This window comes from Hydrogenophaga sp., assembly GCF_030373225.1.
In the GTDB taxonomy this organism is placed as follows: Bacteria; Pseudomonadota; Gammaproteobacteria; order Burkholderiales; family Burkholderiaceae_C; genus Hydrogenophaga.
In genome coordinates, this window is sequence record NZ_JAUCZG010000006.1 from 36,699 (window position 1) to 57,554 (window position 20,856).

A 20,856-nucleotide genomic window follows, 5' to 3' on the forward strand; every position below is an offset into this window, starting at 1 on the left:
GGTTCGACCCGCACAATCGCCTCACGCTTCGCAGCCTTCTCACCGACCTCGCTTCACCTTGAACACACACCGCCTCCGCTCCCTGCCCCACATCGCGCTGACCAGCCTGCTGGCCGGCGCGCTGCTGACCGGCCCTGCGATCGCCAGCGACAAAGACCACGACCGGGCGCGCGAGGCCGTGCGGGCCGGGCAGGTGATGCCGCTGCGCAGCGTGCTCGAACGCCTGGAGCGTGAGCACCCGGGCCAGGTGCTGGACTTGGAGCTGGAGGAAGAGCACGGCCGGCTGGTCTACGAGGTCAAGCTGCTGCAGAGCGACGGGCGCCTGGTGAAGCTCGAACTCGACGCCAGAACCGCCACCGTGCTGCGCCGCAAGGAACGGTGAGAACGCCCGCCCATGCGCATCCTGCTGGTTGAAGACGACCCCACCCTGCGCGCGCAGCTGCGCACGGGCCTGCACGAGGCCGGCTACGCGGTGGACGAGGCCGACAACGGGCGCGACGCGCACTTTCTCGGCGACACCGAGACCTTTGACGCGGTGGTGCTCGACCTCGGCCTGCCGGTGCTCGACGGCCTGAGCGTGCTCAAGCGCTGGCGCAGTGCGGGCCGTGCGGTGCCGGTGCTCATCCTCACCGCGCGCGACAACTGGAGCGAGAAGGTGGCCGGCATCGACGCCGGTGCCGACGACTACCTGACCAAACCCTTCCACATGGAAGAGCTGCTGGCGCGCCTGCGCGCGCTCATCCGCCGCGCCGGCGGGCTGGCCTCGCCGCTGCTGGTGTGCGGTGAACTGGCGCTGGACACGCGCAGCGGCCGGGTCACGCTGCAAGGCCAGACCGTGGCGCTGACCAGCCACGAATACAAGGTGCTCGAGTATTTGATGCATCGCCCGGGCGCGGTGGTCTCGCGCACCGAACTCACCGAACACATCTACGCACAGGATTTCGAGCGCGACTCCAACACCATCGAGGTGTTCGTGGGGCGGCTTCGCAAGAAGCTGCCGCCAGCCTTGATCGAGACCGTGCGCGGCCTGGGTTACCGGCTGGTGCCGCCGCCATGAGGCGCTGGGTCGGCTCGCTGCGGGTGCGCCTGCTGCTGGGCACGCTGGTGGCGCTGGCGGTCGCACTGCTGCTGGCCGGCATGGTGCTCGGTGGCCTGTTCCGCGAGCATGTGATGCGCCAGTTCGAAACCACGCTCACCCAGCAGCTCGACCAGCTCACTGCGCGGCTGGTGTTCGACGCCGCCGGCCAGCCGCAGATCGATCCGCAGGCACTGTCGGACCCGCGCTGGCAACGGCCTTTCTCCGGCTTGTACTGGCAGCTCGACCGCTTGAGCGACGACGGGCAGAGCCGCAGCGGCGTGCTGCGTTCGCGCTCCCTGTGGGACACCAGCCTTGCGTTGGGTGTCGACACCCTGACCGACGGCGGCATTCACCGCCATGAAGGCATTGGCCCGCAGGACGCGCCAGTGCTGATGCTCGAGCGCACCGTGCGCGCGGGGGAGGCTGCCGGCGTGCAGTGGCGGCTGATCGTGGCGGGCGGTCTGCAGGAAACCACGCAGGCGATCGAGCGTTTTCGCGGTGTGTTGACCCTGTCGCTGCTGATCCTGCTGGGCCTGCTGGCGCTGGCGGCCCTCGCCCAGGTGGTGGTGGGCCTGGCGCCGCTGCGCGCCATGCAGCGCGGGCTCGCCGATGTGCGCGCGGGGCGTGCGCAGCGCCTGCAGGGCGACTTTCCGTCCGAGATCCAGCCCCTGATCAACGACTTCAACCAGGTGCTCGACACCAACGCCGAGGTGGTGGCGCGGGCCCGCACCCACGCGGGCAACCTGGCGCATGCGCTGAAGACCCCGCTGGCGGTGATGGCGCAGGCGGCCAGCTCGCCGTCGGCGGATCTGGCGCCACTGGTGAAGGCGCAGGTGGCGCTGTCCCGACGGCACATCGACGCCCACCTCAGCCGCTCACGGATCGCTGCCGCCGTGCGCCAGCCCGGTCAGCGCACACCGGTGGCCCCGGTGCTGGCGGGTCTGTTGCGCGTGATGGAGCGGGTGCATGCCGCGCGTGCGCTGACCTTCGATCTGGTGCCGGTCGATGAAGCCCTGGCGTTTGCCGGAGAAGAACAGGATCTGCAGGAGATGGTGGGCAATCTGCTCGACAACGCCTGCCTGTGGGCACGCAGCACGGTGCGGGTCGGCGTGCGGCGCGATGGCGGGCAGCTGGTGATCGGTGTGGACGATGACGGCCCGGGCATCTCGCCCGAGCAGCGCAACGCGGTGCTGGCGCGCGGGACGCGGCTGGACGAATCGGCACCGGGCAGTGGCCTGGGCCTGGCCATCGTGGCCGACCTGGCCCGCCTGTACGGCGGCGACATCGCACTGGAGCGCAGCGCGCTCGGTGGCCTCTGCGCGCGCCTCAGTTTGCCGCGGTGCGCATGACCGCGCCCCGCTCGGCCCAGGACGCAGTGCATGGTGCCAGCAGGTCGAGTGCGAGATCGTGCGCCGCCGTCTGCACGTCCATCAGCCCCAGCACCGAATGAAACAGGTGATCGTGCGAGAGCGGCTGGTCGCCCTGGGCCCGCAGGCACTTTTCTGCGACGCCGCTGCGCTGCTGCAGGCCCGGTGACAGCCAGGCCACCATGGGCACATGGGTCTGTTGCTGCGGCGCCATCGCATAAGGCAGGCCGTGCAGGTACAGGCCGCTTTCGCCCAGCGACTCACCGTGGTCGGACAGGTAGATCAGGCCGGTGGCGTTGGCGCCGCTTTGCTCGCGCGCCTTCAGCCATTGCAGTGACAGGTCCAGAAAATGGTCCGTGGCCGCGATCGAGTTGTCGTAGGCGTTGACCAGCTGCGCGGGCGGGCAGTCGGAGAGCGTGATGCTGGTGCACTCCGGCATGAACGGCTTGCGGTCGGGCGCCGAGCGCTTGAAGTAGGCCGGCCCGTGGCTGCCCATCTGGTGCAGGACGAGCACGACACCGCGGGCCCGGCGCACCGGGTCGAGTGCGGCGATGCGTTCGTCCAGCCCGACGAGCATGGCGGGGTCGAGGCACTCGCCGCTGTCGCACAGGCCGGGCAGCGTCAGGTCCAGCGTGCTGGCGTGGGGCACCCGGGCGCACACGCCCTTGCAGCCGGCCTGGTTGTCGATCCACAGCACGGCCAGGCCGGCGCGTTGCAGCACGTCGAGCAGGTTCTCGTGCTCGGCCGTCCGGTCACCGCCCTGGGTGCGGGTGAGCGGTGAAAACAGGCAGGGCACCGAGACCTTGGTGTTGGTGCCGCACGACCGCACCTGGCTGAAGTTGACCAGGCCTTCTTCGGCCTGCCAGCGCGCGAGTGCCGGCGTGGTGTTGCGTGCGTAACCATTGAGGCCGAAGTTCTGCGCGCGCGCCGTCTCACCCACGACCACCATCAGCAACGGCGGCTTGGCCTGGCCGCTGTAGCTGGCGCCGAGCCGGGCATCTTCACCCACGGGCTTGAGGGCCTGAACCTGGCGGGGCAGCTGGTCCACCGCCAGACGGCTGGCGGCATACACCGTGTTGACCGGGTTGACCATGTAGCGCAATTCCTTGTGGTTGCGCATCAGCGAGGCCAGGTCCTGGTAGGTGAGCAGGGTGGCGGCCACCACCGCCACCAGGCCGACGAACGCGCCCAGCGCATTGCGCCCGGTCTGGGGCAACCAGCGGCGCAGGGCCAGCGGGCGGCGCCAGATCGCCCACAGCGGCAGGCCCGCCACCAGCAGCAAGGTGATCGGCAGGTCCCAGGACATCAGGTCGCGCACCTCGCGCACATCGGTCTGCACCACGTTGGCCAGCATGGTCGGGTCGATCACCGCGCCGTACTGCAGCATGAAGTGGGTGTTGAAGGCCGTCACCAGCACCAGGGCCGTGGCCACCGGGCGGAACACACGCGGCCAGGCCAGCAGCGAAAGCAGGCCGGCAGTGATGCCGAGCACCACCACACCGAAGCCACCCAGCAGCGCCAGCCGCTGCGCGGTGCTGCCGGCCAGTTCGTTCACGCGCAGCCACAAGGGCAGGTTGCCGGCCACGGCCAGCCACAGCGACAGCAGCCACACGGCGGTGGCGGGGCGCCAGGTCGGGCGGGGCGCGGGTGAGAAGGTCGAAGACATGGGCGAAGCCTCTGAAGCCGGAACATGCCGACCGCAGCAGCTTCGCGCTCGCGGGTTAAGTGATCCTTATGGCCGCGGGCGCGTCCAGCGCAGGGTGAAGCGCGTGGTCATCGGCGCCTGGCCGGTGTCCCGCTGCAGCGAGCCCCCCAGTTGCTCGGCGATGCGCTGCACCAGACGCAAGCCCAGCCCCAGGCCCGACGTGTTTTGCGCCTCCGTGGGCGGCGGCGCGCCGGCGCGCTGGCCGTCGTCGCTGACCGAGACCCCGGACTCAGCCCCGGTCTGCCAGACCTCCACCACCACCTGTGTGCCTGCCGGGGTGTGGCGCAAGGCGTTTTCGATCAGGTTGCGCAGCGCGAGCTCCAGCAGCATGGGCTGCAGGTGCAGCACCACCGGCGCCTCGGGCTGTTCCAGTGACAACTCGTGGCCGCGCTCGTGGCTCTCCTGTGCATGGGACGCGATCAGATCGGCGGCCACGTCGCCCAGCGACACGTCTTTCCAGGCCTCACGCGCCGAGCCGTCGCGCTGCGCACGCGCGAGTTCCAGCAACTGCGACAGGATGTGTCCGGCTCTCAGCGCGGACGATTCCAGCTGCGCCAGGCGTTCGGTCGACGGTTCGTGCTGCGCAGCGCCGGCCTGCAACGAGATTGCCGCCAGCGGGGTGCGCAACTCGTGCGCCACGTCCGACGCGAACTCGCGCTCGCGCCGTGCCTGTGTCTGCAGCGAATCCACCAGCGTGTTGATCGCGTGCACGGTGCTGGAAAACTCGTGAAACCGGTGTGCCGTGTCCAGTCGCTGACCACCCAACCCGTCGAGCGCGGCCACATCGCGTGACAGACGGACCAGCGGACTCAACCCGCGGCGCAGCGCCCACCACAGCAGCAGCGCCACCAGCGGCAGCACCAGCAAGGCCGGGCGCGCGAGCTTGAGCGCCATGTCGCGGCCCAGGTCGACCCGGTGGTCCATGTCCATCAGGACCGCGACGACGTCGGCCGCGTGTTCACCCTGGCCCGGGGCGGTGTACACCCGCCAGCGCACCACGGCGCTGCCGGTGGTCTGCACCCGGTTGGAGAACCCCATCCCGGGCGGATCGTTCAGGCCCAGGCTGCCGGCCAGCTTGTGGGTGTCTGTGAACAACTGGCCATCGACCCAGTGCAGCACGGCCACGTCCTGCACATAGGCCCGCGTGCGGCTGGAGGCGATCGGCTCGGGCGTGGACAGGGTCTGGTCGGGTTCGACCGAGAGCCACAGGCGCGCCACCGCCTCGAGCTGCCCGTCGGTGATCTCGTCGGCCTCGTGGTGGCCGGTGTACCAGGCCACCAGCAGCAGCGTGGTCCACACCACCAGCAGGGCGCCGACCACCCAGCTCCAGAGGTGGCGCCCCAGGCTGGGCAGGCGCGCAGGGGCGGGCCGCGCCGTCATGCCGGCGGGTCCTGTTGCGGAATGAAGTAGCCCACGCCGCGCACCGTCTTGATGAGCGATTCGCCGAGCTTTCGCCGCAGGTGGTGGATGTGCACCTCGATGGCGTTGCTCTCCAGCGCCTCGCCGAAACCGTAGAGCGAGGACTCCAGCCGCGCCTTGGACAACACCTGCGGGTGGACTTGCAGCAGCGCCATCAGCAGCGCGAACTCCTTGCCCCCGAGCGGGATGTGTTCACCCGCGCGCAGCACGGTGTGGGCAGCGGGATCCACCACCAGGTCGCCGTGCGTGATGACCGGGCTGCTGCGTCCGCTGGCGCGGCGCAGCATGGCGCGCAGGCGTGCCAGCAGTTCGCTGGCGTCGAAGGGTTTGACGATGTAGTCGTCGGCGCCGCTGTCCAGACCGCTCACCCGGTCGCTCACGCCATCGCGCGCGGTCATGATCAGCACCGGCAGGTCGTTGCGGGGCAGGGCGGCGCGTCCGGCCACCGGCGCTGCCTGCCGGCGCAGCCGGGCGAGCAGGTCGAGGCCGTCGCCATCGGGCAGACCGAGGTCGAGCACCAGCACGTCCACCGGCTCCACCGACAGCACGTGCCACGCCGCCTCCAGCGTGTCGCACACGTCCACCGCGTAGCCCGCCTGTTTGAGCGAGGCCTGCAGGCCGCTGGCGATGCCGGGGTCGTCTTCCACCACGAGTGCGCGCATTGTCGGATCGGACGTCGTGTCCGCTGTTGGAGGGGGCGCCTGATTATGGGATGCGGCTTAAGTCGCACTTAACCCGGGCGGGTCACATTTGCCCGATGCACCGCTCCCGCCCTGTTGTCTGGCTGTTCGGCCTGCTGGCCCTCACCTTGCTGTGGGACGCAGCCGGTCTGGACATGCCCGTGATGCAGGCGATCGGCACGTCGCAGGGATTTGCGCAGCGCGATGCCTGGTGGCTGTCGGCCGTGCTGCACGATGGACTGCGTCAGGCCATGACCGGCGCCTGGCTGTTGTTGTTCGTCTGGGCCCTGTGGCCTGGCCTGCGCGTGCCGCGGCGCGAGCGCTGGCTCGTCCTGGCGCTGGTGAGCCTGTCGCTGCTGGCGGTCAACCTGATCAAGAACGCCAGCCTGACGAGTTGCCCCTGGGATCTCGGCGCCTTCGGCGCTGGCGCCGGGCATGTGTCGCACTGGGCCTGGGGCCAGGCCGACGGCGGTCCGGGGCGTTGCTTCCCGGGGGGTCATGCCTCCAGCGGCTTTGCGTTCGTGGCCCTGTGCCTGCCCTGGCTGCAGGTGCCGTCGGGCGCTGCGGCGCGCCGCCGTGCGGTGGGCCGGCGCTGGCTCGCCGCCGCCCTGTTCATCGGGCTGCTGGCGGGCGCGGTGCAGACCGTGCGCGGTGCCCATTTTCCGAGCCACACGCTGTGGACCCTGTTGATCTGCGCCGGCGTGTCCCTGGCCGGCTGGCGGATGGCAGAAACGCTGCGCCGCCGCAGGCCCGCGCCGTCACCAGCCCAGCAGCAAGCGCAACGGCAGGTAGACCGCCATGCCGCAGACGATGGTGCCCAGCACGCCACGTTTCCAGACAAACCAGGCCATGCCGGCGGCGGCGGCGTACAGCCGGGCGTCCTGCCAGGTGGTGATGAGAGCGCCTTCGCTCATCACCACTTCGGGCACGACCACCGCCGCCAGCGCGGCGATGGGGGCGTACTGCAGGCCGCGCTGCGCCCAGTGCGGCAGGCTCCAGGGCTTGCTGGAGATGAAGAAAAAGCCGCGCGTGATCACGGTGATGCAGCCGAGCAGCACGATGGTCAGCAGCGTCCAGGGATCGAGGTCAAACACGGTGCGCTCCCGTTCCCGGCACGTCCGGCCTGAGTTTTTCGAGCACCAGGCAGATCGCCACCGCGCTGGCGATCGCCACCAGGATGTTGAGCTTGAGCGGCAGCGCCCAGGCCGCCACCGCCGCTGCGCCGGCCACGCCGGCCGAGACCACGCGCAGCTTGGACGAGGCCAGCGAGCACAGCACGCCCAGCAGCGCGAGGATGCCGGCAAAGCCCAGGCCCCAGGCCACCGGAATCACGTTGGTCAAGGCAATGCCGGCCAGGCTGGCGCCGATCCAGGCCACGTAGTTCACCGCACAGTTGCCCATGAGGTAGGCCTGCTGCTGCGCGAGCTCTTCCGGGTTGGCGCCCGGGTGGGGGTAGCGGCGTGCGAAGTACACGTAGCTCAGGTCGGCGGTGATGTAGCCCTTGATCAGGCGCTCGTGGCGCGGCAGGTGCATCAGGTAGGGCCGCAGGTGCGCCGAGAACACGACGAAGCGCAGGTTCACGCAGACCGCCGCCGCCAGAATCACCCACAGCGGCGCACCGGCAGCGATCATGGGCACGGCCGCGAGCTGTGCGCTGCCGGCGTACACGATCAGCGTCATCAGCACCGCCTCCAGCGGCGACAGGCCCGACTGCACCATCGCCACGCCGGTCATCAGGCCCCAGGCGCCAATGCCCATGGCCACCGACACCTGGTCGCGCACGCCTTCCCAGTACTCGGGGCGTTCGCGGTGGTCGCGGCGGTGGAACATCAGGCGCCCGGCTTCAAGGGGTGGGCCGCGTCCAGCACCTGGCCGCGCGCGACGGGAAAGCCGCGCAGGAAATCCGCCACCGGCAGGCGCTTGCCGCCGGCGCGCTGCAACTCGGTCATCACCAGCACGCCGGCAGCTGTGGCCACGCGAATGCCGTCGGCGTCTGCCGCCAGCACCTCGCCGGGTGCCGAACCCGCTGCGGCGGTGTCCTCGTCATGCGCCGACCACACCTTGATGGCTTCACCAGCCAGCCCAGTGGCCGCGCCGGGAAACGGGTTGAAAGCGCGCACCCGTCGCGCCAGTGTCGCGGCCGGCGCTGTCCAGTCGAGCGCGGCTTCGGCCTTGTCGATCTTGTGCGCGTAGGTCACGCCGGCGTCCGGCTGCTTCTGCGCTCTCAGGCTGCCGCAGGCCGCGATCTCCAGTGCTTCAACGATCAGGCGCGCGCCGAGCACCGCGAGGCGGTCGTGCAGGCTGCCGGTGGTGTCGTCGGCACGGATCGGCAGGCGCTCCACCAGCAGCATGTCGCCGGTGTCCAGCCCGGCGTCCATCTGCATGATGGTCACGCCGGTGTCGCTGTCACCCGCTTCGATCGCCCGGTGGATCGGGGCCGCACCGCGCCAGCGCGGCAACAGCGAGGCGTGGATGTTCAGGCATCCCAGACGCGGCACATCGAGCACCCAGGGCGGCAGGATCAGGCCGTAGGCCGCCACCACCATCGCGTCGGCCTGCGCCGCCTCGATGGCCTGGCGCGCGGCGATCGCGTCATCGGGGTACTTGCCGTCCAGTCGCAGACTGCGTGGCTGGGCCACGGCGATGTGATGCGCCAGCGCCAGCTGTTTGACCGGGGAGGCCTGCAGCTTCATGCCGCGGCCGGCCGGCCGGTCGGGCTGGGTCAGCACCAGCGCAACGTCGAAGCCTGCCGCCAGCAAACGGGCCAGCGCCACGCTGGCGAATTCCGGCGTGCCGGCAAAGATGAGCTTCATGTGGGAGAGTCCGGACGGGGGACGGGCTTCAAGCCTTCATCGCTTCCCGCTGGGCTTTCACCATCTTGGACTTGATGCGGGTGCGCTTGAGCGGCGAGAGGTATTCGACGAAGACCTTGCCCATCAGGTGGTCCATCTCGTGCTGGATGCACACGGCCAGCATGCCCTCGGCCTCGATCAGGCGCTCGGCACCGTCGAGGTCCTGCGCGCGCACGCGCACGGCCACCGAACGCTCCACACCGTCGTAGATGCCGGGCACAGACAGGCAGCCTTCCTCGCCCTTGCGCGTCTCCGGGCTGGCCCATTCGATCACCGGGTTGATCAGCACCATGGGCTGGTCGCGCGTCTCGCTCACGTCGATCACGATCAGGCGTTCATGCACGTCCACCTGGGTGGCCGCCAGGCCGATGCCGTGGGCGTCGTACATGGTGTCGAGCATTTGCCGGCTCAGCGCGCGCAGGCGCTCGTCCACCACCTTGACCGGGCGGGCCACGGTATGCAGTCGCGGGTCGGGGTAACAAAGGATGGGCAGAAGGTTGGGCGAGTTCATGAAAAACGGGGGCCATCGAAGGGCTTGCAAAGGACCGCCCAATGTACTCGGGCGACGGCTGGCGGCCAGCCGGGGACGAGCGGAAAGCGGTAGCGACATTTTCGCCACTTTTGCCACGGCGCGTGAATGCCCCTCGCCATAAACATTGCCTAATCAAAGGCTTGGGCGCAAAATCAAATGCGATTTGTCAAGACACGAGCGCCGCCGGAAGGCAGCAGACGTTTACCGAAAACGCGCGCTGGCAACCGGCCATCGCCGCCCCAGGGGCCACCACATGCCATTGAAGAACCGCTTGCCTGCCGACGCTCCATCCACGCGCCCCACTCGCCCGCTTCGGCCGGTGGTTTGCGCCGTTGCCCTGATCGCTGCGGCGCTCGCAGGCAGTGCGTCGGCGCAGAATTTTCCCATCACACCCGGCCAGCGAGCCACCGCCAACCAGGTGGCCCAGACCGGTGTGCCGCTGTCGGAACTCGCGCCCAACGCGCCCGACAGCTACACCATCAAGCGCGGCGACACCTTGTGGGCCATCTCGGGCGTCTTCCTCAAGACGCCGTGGCGTTGGCCGGAGCTCTGGGGCATGAACCTGGACGACATCAAGAACCCGCACCGCATCTACCCGGGCCAGGTGCTCTATCTGGACAAGTCCAACGGCCGCGCCCGCCTGAGCACCCGCCCACCCGGCAGCGGTGACACCGAAACCGTGCGCGTCTCGCCGCGCACCCGCTATGAAAGCCTGGGCGACTCGGCGATTCCGCCGGTCAACCTGCAAGCCATCGAAGCCTTCCTCACCGAGCCCCTGATCGTTGACGAAGCCACGTTCTCGCGTGCTCCGCGCATCGTCGCCACCCAGGAAAACCGTGTGTTGCTCAGCCGCGGCGACCGGGCCTACGCCCGCGCCCAGTACATCGACGGCCCGCAAGGCGAGCCCTTGACTGTGGTCGACGGTCGCTCTTCCCAGTACCGCGTCTTCCGCAACGCCACGCCCTTGCGGGACCCCTCGACCGGTCAGATCCTGGGCTACGAGGCCCAGTACGTGGGCAAGGCCAGCGTGGTCACGGGTGAGACCTCCCGCACCGGCACCGGCCCCGACGGACAGGCCGTGACCGAACTGGTGCCCGCCTCGATCGACATCGTGGCGGCCAAGGAAGAGATGCGCATCGGCGACCGCATGCTGCCCGAGCCGCCGCGCGAGCTGACCAACTTCGTGCCGCGCGCCCCGGAAGGCATCCACACCGGCCAGATCGTCTCGGTGTATGGCAACGCGGTGAACTTCGCCGGCCAGAACCAGGTCGTCACGATCAACCGCGGCAGGGAGCACGGCATCGAACGCGGTCATGTGCTGGCCCTGCAGCGCGAGAGCAACCTCTTCACCGACACCACCGACAGCGCGCGGCCCCAGTTGCGCCTGCCGGGCGAACGCAACGGCCTCATGATGGTCTTCCGCACTTTCGACAAGGTGTCGTACGCCCTGATCCTGCAGATCACCGACGGCGTGAAGGTCGGGGACCGCTTCGTCAACCCCTGATCCGCGATGCAGCGGCAGGAGCTGGCCGCCTGGTTGCGCTTGCTGCTCACGCCCGGGGTGGGCAGGGACACGGCCCGCAAGCTGCTCGCAGCCTTCGGCCTGCCGCCAACCATCTTCGAGCAATCGCCCGACGCGCTGAAGACCGTGGTGGGTCCGGCCACGGCCAACGCTTTGCTGCAGGTGCCCGCCGACCTCTACGCCCGGATCGATCAAGTGAGCGCCTGGCTGCGTGAGGGCACCAACCGCCATGTGCTGACACTGGCCGACGCCCGCTTCCCGCCCGACCTGTTGCAGATGGCCGATCCGCCGGTGCTGCTGTACGTGATGGGTGACCTCGACGTGCTCGCGCACCCGCGCCGCCTGGCCATGGTCGGCAGCCGAAACCCCACGCCGCAGGGCGAAGCCAACGCCCACCAGTTCGCCCGCGCGCTGGGGGAGGCCGGCGTGTGCGTTGTGTCCGGCCTTGCACTGGGTGTGGACGGCGCGGCGCACGCGGGTGCGCTCGAGGGCGGCGCGCCGACCATCGCCGTGGTCGGGACCGGGCTCGACCGCGTCTACCCGCGGCGCCATCTGTCGCTGGCCCACCGCATCGCCGGGATGGGTGCCATCGTCAGCGAGTACCCGCCGGGCACGCCGCCCTTGCCGGCCAACTTTCCCCAGCGCAACCGCCTGATCGCCGGTCTGTCGCAGGGCACGCTGGTGGTCGAAGCCACGCTGCAGTCGGGCTCGCTGATCACTGCGCGGCTGGCCGCCGAACAGGGGCGCGAGGTGTTCGCCATCCCGGGGTCGATCCACGCGCCGCAGTCGCGCGGCTGCCATGCCCTGATCCGCCAGGGCGCCAAGCTGGTCGAGTCGGCGCAGGACATCCTGGAAGACCTGCGTCTGGTGGAACCGCGGGCGTTCGAGCCGCCCCCGGCGGGCGACGACGAACCGGGTGACGCCGACGCCCTGCTGGACGCGCTGGGTTTTGATCCGGTCGGCCTGGACGCGCTGCAGGCACGCACCGGCCTGGACACGGCGCATCTGCAGGCCCGTCTGCTGGCACTGGAACTCGAGGGTGCCGTTGCACGCCTGCCCGGCGGCCTGTTCCAGCGCCTGGGTCAGGCCTGAACCGGTTGTTTCAGGCGTCGCGCACGTGCGGGTTGTGGCGCCGCTCGGCGCCAAAGCTGCTTTCCGGACCATGACCGGGAATGAACACCGTGTCATCGCCCATCGGCCACAGGCGCTCCTTGATGCTGCTGATCAACTGAGCGTGGTTGCCTTGCGGGAAGTCGGTGCGGCCGATGCTGCCGGCGAACAGCACATCGCCCACAAAGGCGCGCCCGGCCTCCACGGAATGGAACACCACATGCCCCGGCGTGTGGCCGGGGCAGTGGCGCACGTTCAGCACACTGTGTCCGATCTGCACCGTGTCGCCATCGGCCAGCCAGCGTGTGGGCGTGAACGTGCGCGCCGGTGGAAAGCCGAACATGGCGCCTTGTTGTGGCAGGCCGGTGATCCAGAACTGGTCGCCCGGGTGCGGACCGATGATGGGCAGGCCCAGTTGCTCGGCCAGATCGGCGGTGCCCCCGGCGTGGTCGATATGGGCATGGGTGAGCCAGATCGCCTTCAGGTGCAGTCCCAGCCGCTTCACCTCGGCCAGCAAACGGTCGAGGTCTCCTCCCGGATCGATGACCGCAGCATCGAGCGTCTCGTCGCACCAGACGATGGAGCAGTTCTGGGCAAATGCGGTGACGGGAACGGTGAGGTAGCGGAGCATGGTGCACGGTCGGACAAAGGTGGCCAGCGCCACGGTGCACCGATTTTCGCCGACGGCGAAGGCTCAGTCGCGCGCAGCAGCGGTGGGGTCGAGGTCTTCGTAGCAGGCGCGCACCGCCGGGTGGGCCGCGAACAGCAGGGGTTCCGCCAGCGCGCGTGCGCGGGCGCGATCCGGGTTGCAGAGCAGCCAGGCGAGCTCGTCCGCAGCAAAGAGATCCTGGACGGCGGGTCCCGAATCGGCGCCCACCCCGTGTTGCGCCAGTTCAACCGCCGCCTGAACCCAGGGTCCGTGGGGCCGCCATTGCTGGGCGATCAGGGCGGCCAGCCGGTCGCGCCAGCGACCGAGCTCGGTCACGAAGGGCGCGCTCAGGTGCCAGCCGGCAACATCGTCGAGTTCGCGCAGCACCACGGTCCAGGCCATGTCGTGCAGCAGGGCCAGCAGGTAGGCGTCAAAAGGATCGCGGCCCTGGCTGTGCGCGATTTCTGCGCCGAGCTGCGTCTTGAACTCGGTGTGCTGCCACAGGCGCGGCGCGCTGCGCTTGACCAGCGGACCGCTGCGGCCATCGAGCATGGGCTTGAGCACCACGCGCGCAATGGCCGCGCGCAGCCCGCCCTCACCCAGCATCTGGATGGAATGGCTCAGCTCCATCACGGGCCGCTCGCGGCGGTAGAAAGCGCTGTTGGCCATGGTCACGACCTCGGCCACCAGTGCCGGGTCGCGGGACACGTGTTCGGTCAGCTCGCGCAGCGAGCTGCTCTCCGAGCGCAGGCGGGCCAGCAGGGCCGGCACCACGCCGGCTGCCCGTGGCAACAAACTGGCGTGCGAGGCCGTGTCGGCCACCCTGGCGGTCAGGCGTTGCAGCACCTGGCGCTCAGCATCACCCAGTGAGCCCGAGGGGGCGGGCTCGCACTGGGTCATCCAGGCGAGCAGGGCATCGTCGAGCATCCGGCGCCGGCTTTGCCAGTCCTCGACGGCCGGGCGCTGGTCCATCGGCACGGTCGGCGCCTCGACCGGTGGCGCCAGTGCCGGCGCCGGGCCGTTGAAGAGACGCAGCAACCAGGTTTTCATGGGGTGGATCGCAGGGCGAGGGTCACAGGGTCAGGTCGTAGTCGATCGTGATCGGCGCGTGGTCGGAGAACTTCACATCCTTGTAAATGTGCTCGCTCCTCGCCAGCGCCGCCAGCGCGGGTGTGGCCAGGTGGTAGTCGAGCCGCCAGCCCACGTTGTTGGCGTAGGCCTGTCCCCGGTTGCTCCACCATGTGTAGCAGGCGTCGGTGGTGTCGGGCTGCAGGCGCCGGTAGACATCCACCAGACCGCCCTCGGTGAGCAGCGAGGTCATCCAGGCGCGCTCCTCTGGCAGAAAGCCGCTGTTTTTCTGGTTGCTGCGCCAGTTCTTGAGGTCGGCTTGCTGGTGGGCGATGTTCACGTCGCCACACAGGATGAATTCGCGCTCGGCCCTGAGCGCCATCAGGTGCGGGTGAAACGCCGCCAGAAAACGGTACTTGGCCTCCTGCCGCTCGGGGCCCGAGGAACCGCTGGGGAAGTAGGCACTGATCAGCGAGAGCTTGCGGGCGGGTGTGTCGAAGCGCAGTTCGGTGTAGCGACCCTCGGCATCGAACTCTTCGCAGCGGAAACCGGTGAGCACGTCGCTGGGCTCGTGGCGCGTGTACACGCCCACGCCCGAATAGCCTTTCTTCAGCGCAAAGTGGAAGTGGCCCTGCAGACCGGCGAGTCGCTCGAAGCGGCCGCTCACATCGGACTCCTGCGCCTTGACCTCCTGCACACAAATACAATCCGGCTGGTGCGCGGCCAGCCAGCTCTCCAGCCCCTTGGTGGTGGCAGAACGGATGCCGTTGAGGTTGAGGCTGGTCAGTTTGAACAAGGAAACCCCCATGGTGTTGGATACAGGCGCAGCCCATGAGGGCGCTGCGGACGCTGCGCTGGCGCAGGAATTTGTGCAGTTCTGCGTGGATGCCGGCGTGTTGCGCTTCGGAGAATTCAAAACCAAGGCGGGTCGTCTTTCGCCCTATTTCTTCAACGCCGGCCTGTTCGACGACGGCGCCAAGCTCGCGCGGCTGGCGCAATTCTATGCAAAGGCCCTGATCGCCAGTGGCGTCGAGTTCGACATGATCTTCGGCCCCGCCTACAAAGGCATTCCCCTCGGTGCGGCGTTGGCCATCGAGCTCTCGCGCCTGGGCCGGAACGTGCCCTTTGCCTACAACCGCAAGGAAGCCAAGGACCACGGCGAAGGAGGCACCCTGGTGGGCGCACCGCTGCAGGGCCGGGTGCTGATCGTGGACGACGTGATGTCTGCCGGCACCGCCGCCCGCGAATCGATCGCCCTGATCCGTGCCGCCGGTGCCACGCCGCACGCCGTGGCCATTGCGCTGGACCGCCAGGAGAAAGCCACCGAGACCGGGCCGGACGGCACCGTCCGCGACGTGGATCACAGCGCCGTTCAATATGTGCAGCGCCAGCTCGGCCTGCACGTTTGTGCAATTGCCACCCTGGCCGATTTGCTGCAGTATCTGAACGTCCACACCGGGGGGGAGCTCGATGCGCACCGCCAGCGGGTGCAGGCCTACCGCCAGCGCTACGGTGTGAACTGAAGCCACACACCATGAATGTTGCCCTGCTGTCGACCCCGTTCCTGCTTCGCGCTGCGCGGCCTGCTGCCCGCGCGCTGCTGGCGGGCGCCATCGGCTGGGCGACGGTGAGCGCGCAGGCCCAGGGCATCTACACCTGCATCGACAGCAAGGGCCGGCGCATCACCTCCGACCGCCCGATCGTGGAGTGCCTTGACCGCGAACAGCACAAGCTGGGCAACTCCGGCACCGTGCGCCAGGTGGTGCCACCGAGCTACACCGCCGACGAACGCGCCCGGCTGGAGGAAAAGCGGCGGGCCGAAAACGAGGTCAAGGCCCGCGCCGCCGAAGAAAAGCGACGCGAGCGCGCCTTGTTGATCCGATACCCCAACCAGGCTGTGCACGACAAGGAGCGCGCCGAAGCCCTGGCCCAGATCGACGAGGTGATTGCGGCCGTGAACAAGCGCGAACTGGCGCTGGTGCAGCAGCGCAAGGAGGTCGACGTCGAAATGGAGTTCTACCAGTCCGATCCGGGCAAGGCACCGCTGTGGTTGCGCCGCAAGCTGGAAGACAGCGAGAAGCAGATGGTGGTGCAGAAGCGGTTTCTGGACGAACAAGCCCAGGAGAAGCTGCGCATCAACCAGCGGTTTGACGAAGAGCTGGGCAAGCTGCGTCAGCTGTGGTCACCCACGGCGGCGTCGGGCAACGCCGCCACGCTCAAACGCTGAGGCCGCCCGCCGGCGTCCGCCCGGCCTTCACTGCAGTTTCCGACGCAGCAAATCGTTGACCTGCTGCGGGTTGGCCTTGCCCTTGCTCGCCTTCATGACCTGACCCACGAGCGCGTTGAAGGCCTTTTCCTTGCCGGCACGGAACTGCGCCACGTTGTCGGCATTGGCGGCCATCACCTCGTCGATGAGGATCTCCAGCGCGCCGGTGTCGTTCATCTGCTTGAGGCCTTTGGCTTCGATGACCGCATCGACCTGCGTGCCCTGGCCCGTCCACAGCGCATCAAAAACCTGTTTGGCGGCGTTGTTGCTGATGGTTCCGTCGGCGATGCGCACAACGAGTGCAGCCAGCTGGGTGGCACTCACGGGAGCCGAGGCGATGTCCACTTCGTCGGCGTTGAGCCGGCGTGACAGCTCGCCCATGATCCAGTTGCTCACCAGTTTGGCCTGACCGCTGGCCCTGGCGGCGGTCTCGAAGCAGGCGGCCATGGCCGGGCTTTGCGTGAGCGTCACGGCGTCGTACTCCGACAAGCCATGGTCGGCCACGAAGCGCGCGGCCATGGCGCGCGGCAGCTCGGGCATGCCGGCGCGCACCTGCTCCACCCAGTCGCGCGCAATCACCAGTGGCGGCAGATCCGGGTCGGGGAAGTAGCGGTAGTCGGCCGCGTCTTCCTTGGTGCGCATGGCACGCGTTTCACCCGTGTCGGGGTCGAACAGCACGGTGGCCTGCTGGATGGCGCGGCCGTCTTCAATCTCCTCGATTTGCCAGCGCACCTCGTAGTCGATGGCTTGCTGCATGAACTTGAACGAGTTCAGGTTCTTGATCTCGCGCCGCGTGCCCAGCGCAGCGCCGGGCTTGCGCACCGACACGTTGGCGTCGCAGCGGAACGAGCCTTCCTGCATGTTGCCGTCACAGATGCCGATCCAGGTGACGATTCGGTGCAGCTCTTTCGCATAGGCCACGGCCTCGGCGCTCGAGCGCATGTCGGGCTCGGTCACGATCTCCAGCAGCGGCGTGCCGGCGCGGTTGAGGTCGATGCCGCTCTGTCCGATGAAATCTTCGTGCAGGCTCTTGCCCGCGTCTTCTTCCAGGTGCGCGCGCACCAGGCGCACCGTCTTCTTCTCCTCTCCCAGCAGGAACGACACCTCGCCGCCCTGAACCACCGGAATCTCGAACTGGCTGATCTGGTAACCCTTGGGCAGGTCGGGGTAGAAGTAGTTCTTGCGCGCAAACACGCTGTGCTCGGCGATGTGTGAACCCAGCGCGAGGCCCAGGCGAATGGCCAGTTCGACGGCAGCCTGGTTCATCACCGGCAGCGTGCCGGGCAGGGCCAGGTCCACCGCGCAGGCCTGTGTGTTGGGCTCGGCGCCAAACGCGGTCGGTGCGCGGCTGAAGATCTTCGACTTCGTGGCCAGTTGCGCGTGGGTCTCGAAGCCGATGACGACCTCGTAGCCGTGGACCAGCAGGGATGTGTGCATGTTGCTCATGGTCAGAAGCCCGAGGGCGAACGGGTGTGCCAGTCGGTCGCCTGCTGGAAGGCGTGTGCCGTCTGCAGCAGTTCGCCCTCCTGGAAGTAATTGCCCACCAGTTGCAGGCCCACCGGCATGCCGCCAGCGCCGAAACCCGCCGGCACGCTCATGCCGGGCAGCCCGGCCAGGCTGGTGGACAAGGTGTAGATGTCGGCCAGGTAGTTGGCCAGCGGATCGTCGCTTTTCTCGCCGATCTTCCACGCCACGGTGGGCGCCACCGGGCCGGCAATGAGGTCGCACTGCGCGAATGCGGCCTGGAAGTCCTGTGCGATGAGCCGGCGGATCTGCTGGGCCTTGAGGTAGTAGGCGTCGTAATAGCCGTGGCTGAGCACGTAGGTGCCGATCATGATGCGGCGCTGCACCTCGGTCCCAAAGGCCTCGCTGCGCGTCTTCCTGTACATGTCGTTGAGGTCGCTGTACGCCGCGGCGCGGTGGCCGAACTTCACACCGTCGAAGCGGCTCAGGTTGCTCGACGCTTCTGCCGGCGCAATGATGTAGTAGACCGGGATGGACAGTTCGGTGCGCGGCAGCGAAATGTCGACCAGCGTGGCGCCGAGCTTCTCGCACTCGGCCAGCGCGGCGCGCACGGTGGTCAGCACATCGGGCGCACAGCCGGCACCGAAAAATTCAAGCGGCAGTCCGATGCGCAGCCCCTTGAGCGGTTGTGCGGCGGTGGCGCCTTCCCGGGGCTGGGCCAATGACAGCGTGTAGTCCTCGGCCGGGCGGTCGAGGCTGGTGGAATCGCGGTCGATGTCGGGACCGGCCATGGCGGTGAGCAACACGGCGCAATCGGCCGCGCTGCGCGCCATCGGACCGGCCTGGTCGAGGCTGGATGCAAAGGCCACCATGCCGTAGCGCGAGCAGCGACCGTAGGTGGGCTTGATCCCGGTGATGCCGGTGAAACTGGCGGGCTGGCGGATCGAGCCTCCGGTGTCGGTGCCGGTGGCGCCCGGCATCAGGCGCGCGGCCACGGCAGCGGCCGACCCGCCCGAGGAACCACCAGGCACACGGGTCGTGTCCCAGGGGTTCTGCACCGGCCCGAAGGCCGAGTTGTCGTTGCCCGAACCCATGGCGAATTCGTCGCAGTTGAGCTTGCCCAGCGAGACGGCGCCCTGCGCGGCCAGGCGCTGCACCACGGTCGCGTCGAACGGACTCTGGTAGCCCGCGAGCATCTTCGAGCCGGCGGTGCTGGGGAAATCACGGGTGACGAAGATGTCCTTGTGCGCGAGCGGCACGCCCAGCAGCGGTGTGCGCTCACCGGCGGCGATGCGGGCATCGGCCGCGCGGGCCTGGGCCAGGGTGGCGTCTTCGTTGAAGGCGAGGTAGGCGCCGAGCGAGGCGAATTGCCGGGCGCGCTCCAGCAGATGGCGGGCGGCCTCGACGCTGCTGGTCTGTTTGCTGGCGATGGCAGCGGCGAGTTCGCCCACGCCCATCTGGTGAATCGGCTTCATTCGATCACCTTGGGCACGAGGAACAGGCCGCGCTCGACCGCGGGCGCACTCTTCTGGTTGGCTTCGCGGTTGTCGGGTTCGCTCGCCACATCGGGCCGCAGGCGCAGCGAGACATGGTCGATCACGGCGGTGGGATGGGCCAGCGGCTCCACGCCGGTGGTGTCCACCGCGTTCATCTGCGCCACGGTGTCGAAGAAGCCATTGAGTTGGGACAGCATGCGCTCGCTTTGCGCCCCGGTGAGCTCAAGGCGTGCCAGGTTGGCGATGCGGCCGATGTCGGACAGGGTCAGGGACATGTCGAGGTGGGTTCCGGAAGGTTGGATCTGCAGCGCTCCGCGAGCCGCCCACGGCGCTGAAACGCCGTGTAAATGCGAGAAATGGAGCCTCGTTGCGTGCAGTTGTGCACAGGGGATACGGTATTATCCAAGGTTTAACGGCAGACCCCGTGCCGCCACGGTTTTTGCCTTGGAATCAAACACTTAGAACCGATGTCCGGCCCACCTTCTGGCTCCATCCCAGGTCCCGCATTCGGCCTCACTTCCGGCCTGGAGCGCGCCATGCCACGCCCCGGCCCCACAGGATCCATCCACCATGTTTGAAGCTTTCCGTCGGCAATTCTCGACCGACCTGGCCATCGACCTCGGCACCGCCAACACCCTCATCTACGTTCGCAACAAGGGCATCGTGCTCGACGAACCTTCGGTGGTGTCGATCCGTCACGAAGGCGGGCCGCAGGGCAAGAAGACCATCCAGGCGGTGGGCCACGAAGCCAAGGCCATGCTGGGCAAGGTCCCCGGCAACATCGAAGCCATCCGCCCGATGAAGGACGGCGTGATCGCCGACTTCACCGTGACCGAGCAGATGCTCAAGCAGTTCATCAAGATGGTGCACCCGCGCTCGATGTTCAAGCCGAGCCCGCGCATCATCATCTGCGTGCCCTGCGGCTCCACCCAGGTGGAGCGCCGCGCGATCCGTGAATCGGCCCTGGGCGCTGGCGCCTCCGAGGTCTACCTGATCGAAGAGCCCATGGCAGCGGCCATCGGAGCCGGCCTGCCGGTGTCCGACGCCTCCGGCTCGATGGTGGTCGACATCGGCGGCGGCACCACCGAGGTGGGTGTCATCAGCCTGGGCGGCATGGTCTACAAGGGCAGCGTGCGTGTCGGTGGCGACCGTTTTGACGAAGCCATCATTGCCTACATCCGACGCAACTACGGGATGCTGATCGGCGAACCCACGGCCGAGGCGATCAAGAAGCAGATCGGCTCGGCCTTCCCGGGCTCGGAAGTCAAGGAAATGGAAGTCAAGGGCCGCAACCTCTCCGAGGGCGTGCCGCGCAGCTTCACCATCTCCAGCAACGAGATCCTGGAAGCCCTCACCGATCCGCTCAACAACATCGTGACGGCGGTGAAGATGGCGCTGGAGCACACGCCACCCGAGCTCGGTGCCGACATCGCCGAGCGCGGCATGATGCTCACCGGCGGCGGCGCGCTGCTGCGCGACCTCGACCGCCTGCTGGCCGAAGAAACCGGCCTGCCGGTGCTGGTGGCCGAAGAGCCGCTGACCTGCGTGGTGCGCGGTTGCGGCATGGCCCTGGAGCGCATGGAGCGCCTGGGCACCATCTTCACCAGCGAATAAGCGCGCGCCGCACCCCGGCGCACGCTCACCCGCA

General features: G+C 68.6%; 21 protein-coding genes and 1 pseudogene. 9 read left to right on the plus strand and 13 right to left on the minus strand.

Annotation, left to right across the window (positions count from 1 at the left end; translation table 11 throughout):
* Window positions 1–58: 58 nt before the first annotated feature.
* The 3 genes from QUV35_RS05180 to QUV35_RS05190 are packed head-to-tail and all read left to right on the plus strand — an operon-like array spanning window position 59 to window position 2,427.
* Complete coding sequence (locus QUV35_RS05180) at window positions 59–382, plus strand: PepSY domain-containing protein (RefSeq protein ID WP_300871377.1); 324 nt, start codon at window positions 59–61, stop codon at window positions 380–382.
* A 12-nt stretch (window positions 383–394) separates the two neighbouring features.
* Window positions 395–1,057, plus strand: a complete 663-nt coding sequence (locus QUV35_RS05185) for a response regulator transcription factor (protein WP_300871378.1) — start codon at window positions 395–397, stop codon at window positions 1,055–1,057.
* Window positions 1,054–2,427, plus strand: coding sequence for a sensor histidine kinase (locus QUV35_RS05190; RefSeq protein ID WP_300871380.1), 1,374 nt, complete (start codon window positions 1,054–1,056; stop codon window positions 2,425–2,427). Before QUV35_RS05185 ends, QUV35_RS05190 begins: the two co-directional genes overlap by 4 nt.
* Here QUV35_RS05190 and QUV35_RS05195 read toward each other — a convergent pair.
* The 3 genes from QUV35_RS05195 to QUV35_RS05205 all read right to left on the minus strand — a co-directional run bounded on the left by QUV35_RS05195 (window position 2,405) and on the right by QUV35_RS05205 (window position 6,231).
* The gene (locus QUV35_RS05195; RefSeq protein ID WP_300871382.1) at window positions 2,405–4,111 is read right to left on the minus strand and encodes a phosphoethanolamine transferase; all 1,707 of its coding nucleotides are present in this window, start codon (window positions 4,109–4,111) and stop codon (window positions 2,405–2,407) included. The two genes, QUV35_RS05190 and QUV35_RS05195, sit on opposite strands and share 23 nt — an antisense overlap.
* Window positions 4,112–4,177: 66 nt before the next feature.
* The gene (locus tag QUV35_RS05200) at window positions 4,178–5,530 is read right to left on the minus strand and encodes a HAMP domain-containing sensor histidine kinase (RefSeq protein ID WP_300871383.1); all 1,353 of its coding nucleotides are present in this window, start codon (window positions 5,528–5,530) and stop codon (window positions 4,178–4,180) included.
* The gene (locus QUV35_RS05205) at window positions 5,527–6,231 is read right to left on the minus strand and encodes a response regulator transcription factor (RefSeq protein ID WP_300871384.1); all 705 of its coding nucleotides are present in this window, start codon (window positions 6,229–6,231) and stop codon (window positions 5,527–5,529) included. Before QUV35_RS05205 ends, QUV35_RS05200 begins: the two co-directional genes overlap by 4 nt.
* Window positions 6,232–6,500: 269 nt before the next feature.
* On the opposite strand from QUV35_RS05205, the pseudogene QUV35_RS05210 reads away from it, so the two are divergent.
* Window positions 6,501–6,974 (plus strand): annotated as a pseudogene (locus QUV35_RS05210) (phosphatase PAP2 family protein); the annotation flags it as partial.
* A gap of 33 nt (window positions 6,975–7,007) precedes the next feature.
* On the opposite strand, the gene QUV35_RS05215 reads toward QUV35_RS05210, so the two are convergent.
* Genes QUV35_RS05215 through def form a run of 4 tightly spaced genes read right to left on the minus strand, consistent with a single transcriptional unit; the run spans window position 7,008 to window position 9,612 of the window.
* Complete coding sequence (locus QUV35_RS05215; RefSeq protein ID WP_300871527.1) at window positions 7,008–7,343, minus strand: AzlD domain-containing protein; 336 nt, start codon at window positions 7,341–7,343, stop codon at window positions 7,008–7,010.
* On the minus strand, window positions 7,336–8,079 hold the full coding sequence (locus tag QUV35_RS05220; protein WP_300871386.1) for an AzlC family ABC transporter permease: 744 nt from the start codon (window positions 8,077–8,079) through the stop codon (window positions 7,336–7,338). The genes QUV35_RS05215 and QUV35_RS05220 overlap by 8 nt, the downstream gene beginning before the upstream one ends.
* The gene (gene fmt / locus QUV35_RS05225; protein ID WP_300871388.1) at window positions 8,079–9,062 is read right to left on the minus strand and encodes a methionyl-tRNA formyltransferase; all 984 of its coding nucleotides are present in this window, start codon (window positions 9,060–9,062) and stop codon (window positions 8,079–8,081) included. Before fmt ends, QUV35_RS05220 begins: the two co-directional genes overlap by 1 nt.
* A 28-nt stretch (window positions 9,063–9,090) precedes the next feature.
* Window positions 9,091–9,612, minus strand: coding sequence for a peptide deformylase (gene def / locus QUV35_RS05230; RefSeq protein ID WP_300871389.1), 522 nt, complete (start codon window positions 9,610–9,612; stop codon window positions 9,091–9,093).
* Between the two features lie 274 nt (window positions 9,613–9,886).
* On the opposite strand from def, the gene QUV35_RS05235 reads away from it, so the two are divergent.
* Together QUV35_RS05235 and dprA are read left to right on the plus strand one after the other, a co-directional pair.
* Window positions 9,887–11,137: a LysM peptidoglycan-binding domain-containing protein gene (locus tag QUV35_RS05235; RefSeq protein ID WP_300871390.1), complete on the plus strand. Its 1,251-nt coding sequence runs from the start codon at window positions 9,887–9,889 to the stop codon at window positions 11,135–11,137.
* A gap of 6 nt (window positions 11,138–11,143) precedes the next feature.
* Window positions 11,144–12,247, plus strand: coding sequence for a DNA-processing protein DprA (gene dprA / locus QUV35_RS05240; RefSeq protein WP_300871391.1), 1,104 nt, complete (start codon window positions 11,144–11,146; stop codon window positions 12,245–12,247).
* Window positions 12,248–12,257: 10 nt separating this feature from the next.
* On the opposite strand, the gene QUV35_RS05245 is transcribed toward dprA, so the two are convergent.
* The 3 genes from QUV35_RS05245 to QUV35_RS05255 all read right to left on the minus strand — a co-directional run bounded on the left by QUV35_RS05245 (window position 12,258) and on the right by QUV35_RS05255 (window position 14,790).
* A complete protein-coding gene (locus tag QUV35_RS05245; RefSeq protein ID WP_300871392.1) occupies window positions 12,258–12,896 on the minus strand; it encodes an MBL fold metallo-hydrolase in 639 nt (212 codons plus the stop codon).
* A gap of 63 nt (window positions 12,897–12,959) precedes the next feature.
* On the minus strand, window positions 12,960–13,964 hold the full coding sequence (locus QUV35_RS05250; protein ID WP_300871393.1) for an HDOD domain-containing protein: 1,005 nt from the start codon (window positions 13,962–13,964) through the stop codon (window positions 12,960–12,962).
* 22 nt (window positions 13,965–13,986) lie between these two features.
* The gene (locus tag QUV35_RS05255) at window positions 13,987–14,790 is read right to left on the minus strand and encodes an exodeoxyribonuclease III (protein ID WP_300871395.1); all 804 of its coding nucleotides are present in this window, start codon (window positions 14,788–14,790) and stop codon (window positions 13,987–13,989) included.
* On the opposite strand from QUV35_RS05255, the gene pyrE reads away from it, so the two are divergent.
* Window positions 14,789–15,505: an orotate phosphoribosyltransferase gene (gene pyrE, locus QUV35_RS05260; RefSeq protein WP_300871397.1), complete on the plus strand. Its 717-nt coding sequence runs from the start codon at window positions 14,789–14,791 to the stop codon at window positions 15,503–15,505. The two genes, QUV35_RS05255 and pyrE, sit on opposite strands and share 2 nt — an antisense overlap.
* Before the next feature lie 11 nt (window positions 15,506–15,516).
* Window positions 15,517–16,209 (plus strand): DUF4124 domain-containing protein, encoded by a 693-nt coding sequence (locus tag QUV35_RS05265; RefSeq protein WP_300871398.1) that lies wholly within the window; start codon window positions 15,517–15,519, stop codon window positions 16,207–16,209.
* Window positions 16,210–16,236: 27 nt separating this feature from the next.
* On the opposite strand, the gene gatB is transcribed toward QUV35_RS05265, so the two are convergent.
* From gatB to gatC, 3 genes are read right to left on the minus strand one after another with little or no spacing between them, the layout of a single operon-like run.
* Window positions 16,237–17,685, minus strand: a complete 1,449-nt coding sequence (gatB, locus tag QUV35_RS05270) for an Asp-tRNA(Asn)/Glu-tRNA(Gln) amidotransferase subunit GatB (protein ID WP_300871528.1) — start codon at window positions 17,683–17,685, stop codon at window positions 16,237–16,239.
* Between the two features lie 11 nt (window positions 17,686–17,696).
* Window positions 17,697–19,187 (minus strand): Asp-tRNA(Asn)/Glu-tRNA(Gln) amidotransferase subunit GatA, encoded by a 1,491-nt coding sequence (gene gatA / locus QUV35_RS05275; RefSeq protein ID WP_300871399.1) that lies wholly within the window; start codon window positions 19,185–19,187, stop codon window positions 17,697–17,699.
* Complete coding sequence (gene gatC / locus QUV35_RS05280) at window positions 19,184–19,483, minus strand: Asp-tRNA(Asn)/Glu-tRNA(Gln) amidotransferase subunit GatC (RefSeq protein ID WP_300871400.1); 300 nt, start codon at window positions 19,481–19,483, stop codon at window positions 19,184–19,186. Before gatC ends, gatA begins: the two co-directional genes overlap by 4 nt.
* 295 nt (window positions 19,484–19,778) lie before the next feature.
* Between gatC and QUV35_RS05285 the strand changes: the two genes are divergently transcribed.
* Complete coding sequence (locus QUV35_RS05285; RefSeq protein WP_056264671.1) at window positions 19,779–20,822, plus strand: rod shape-determining protein; 1,044 nt, start codon at window positions 19,779–19,781, stop codon at window positions 20,820–20,822.
* Window positions 20,823–20,856 lie beyond the last annotated feature (34 nt).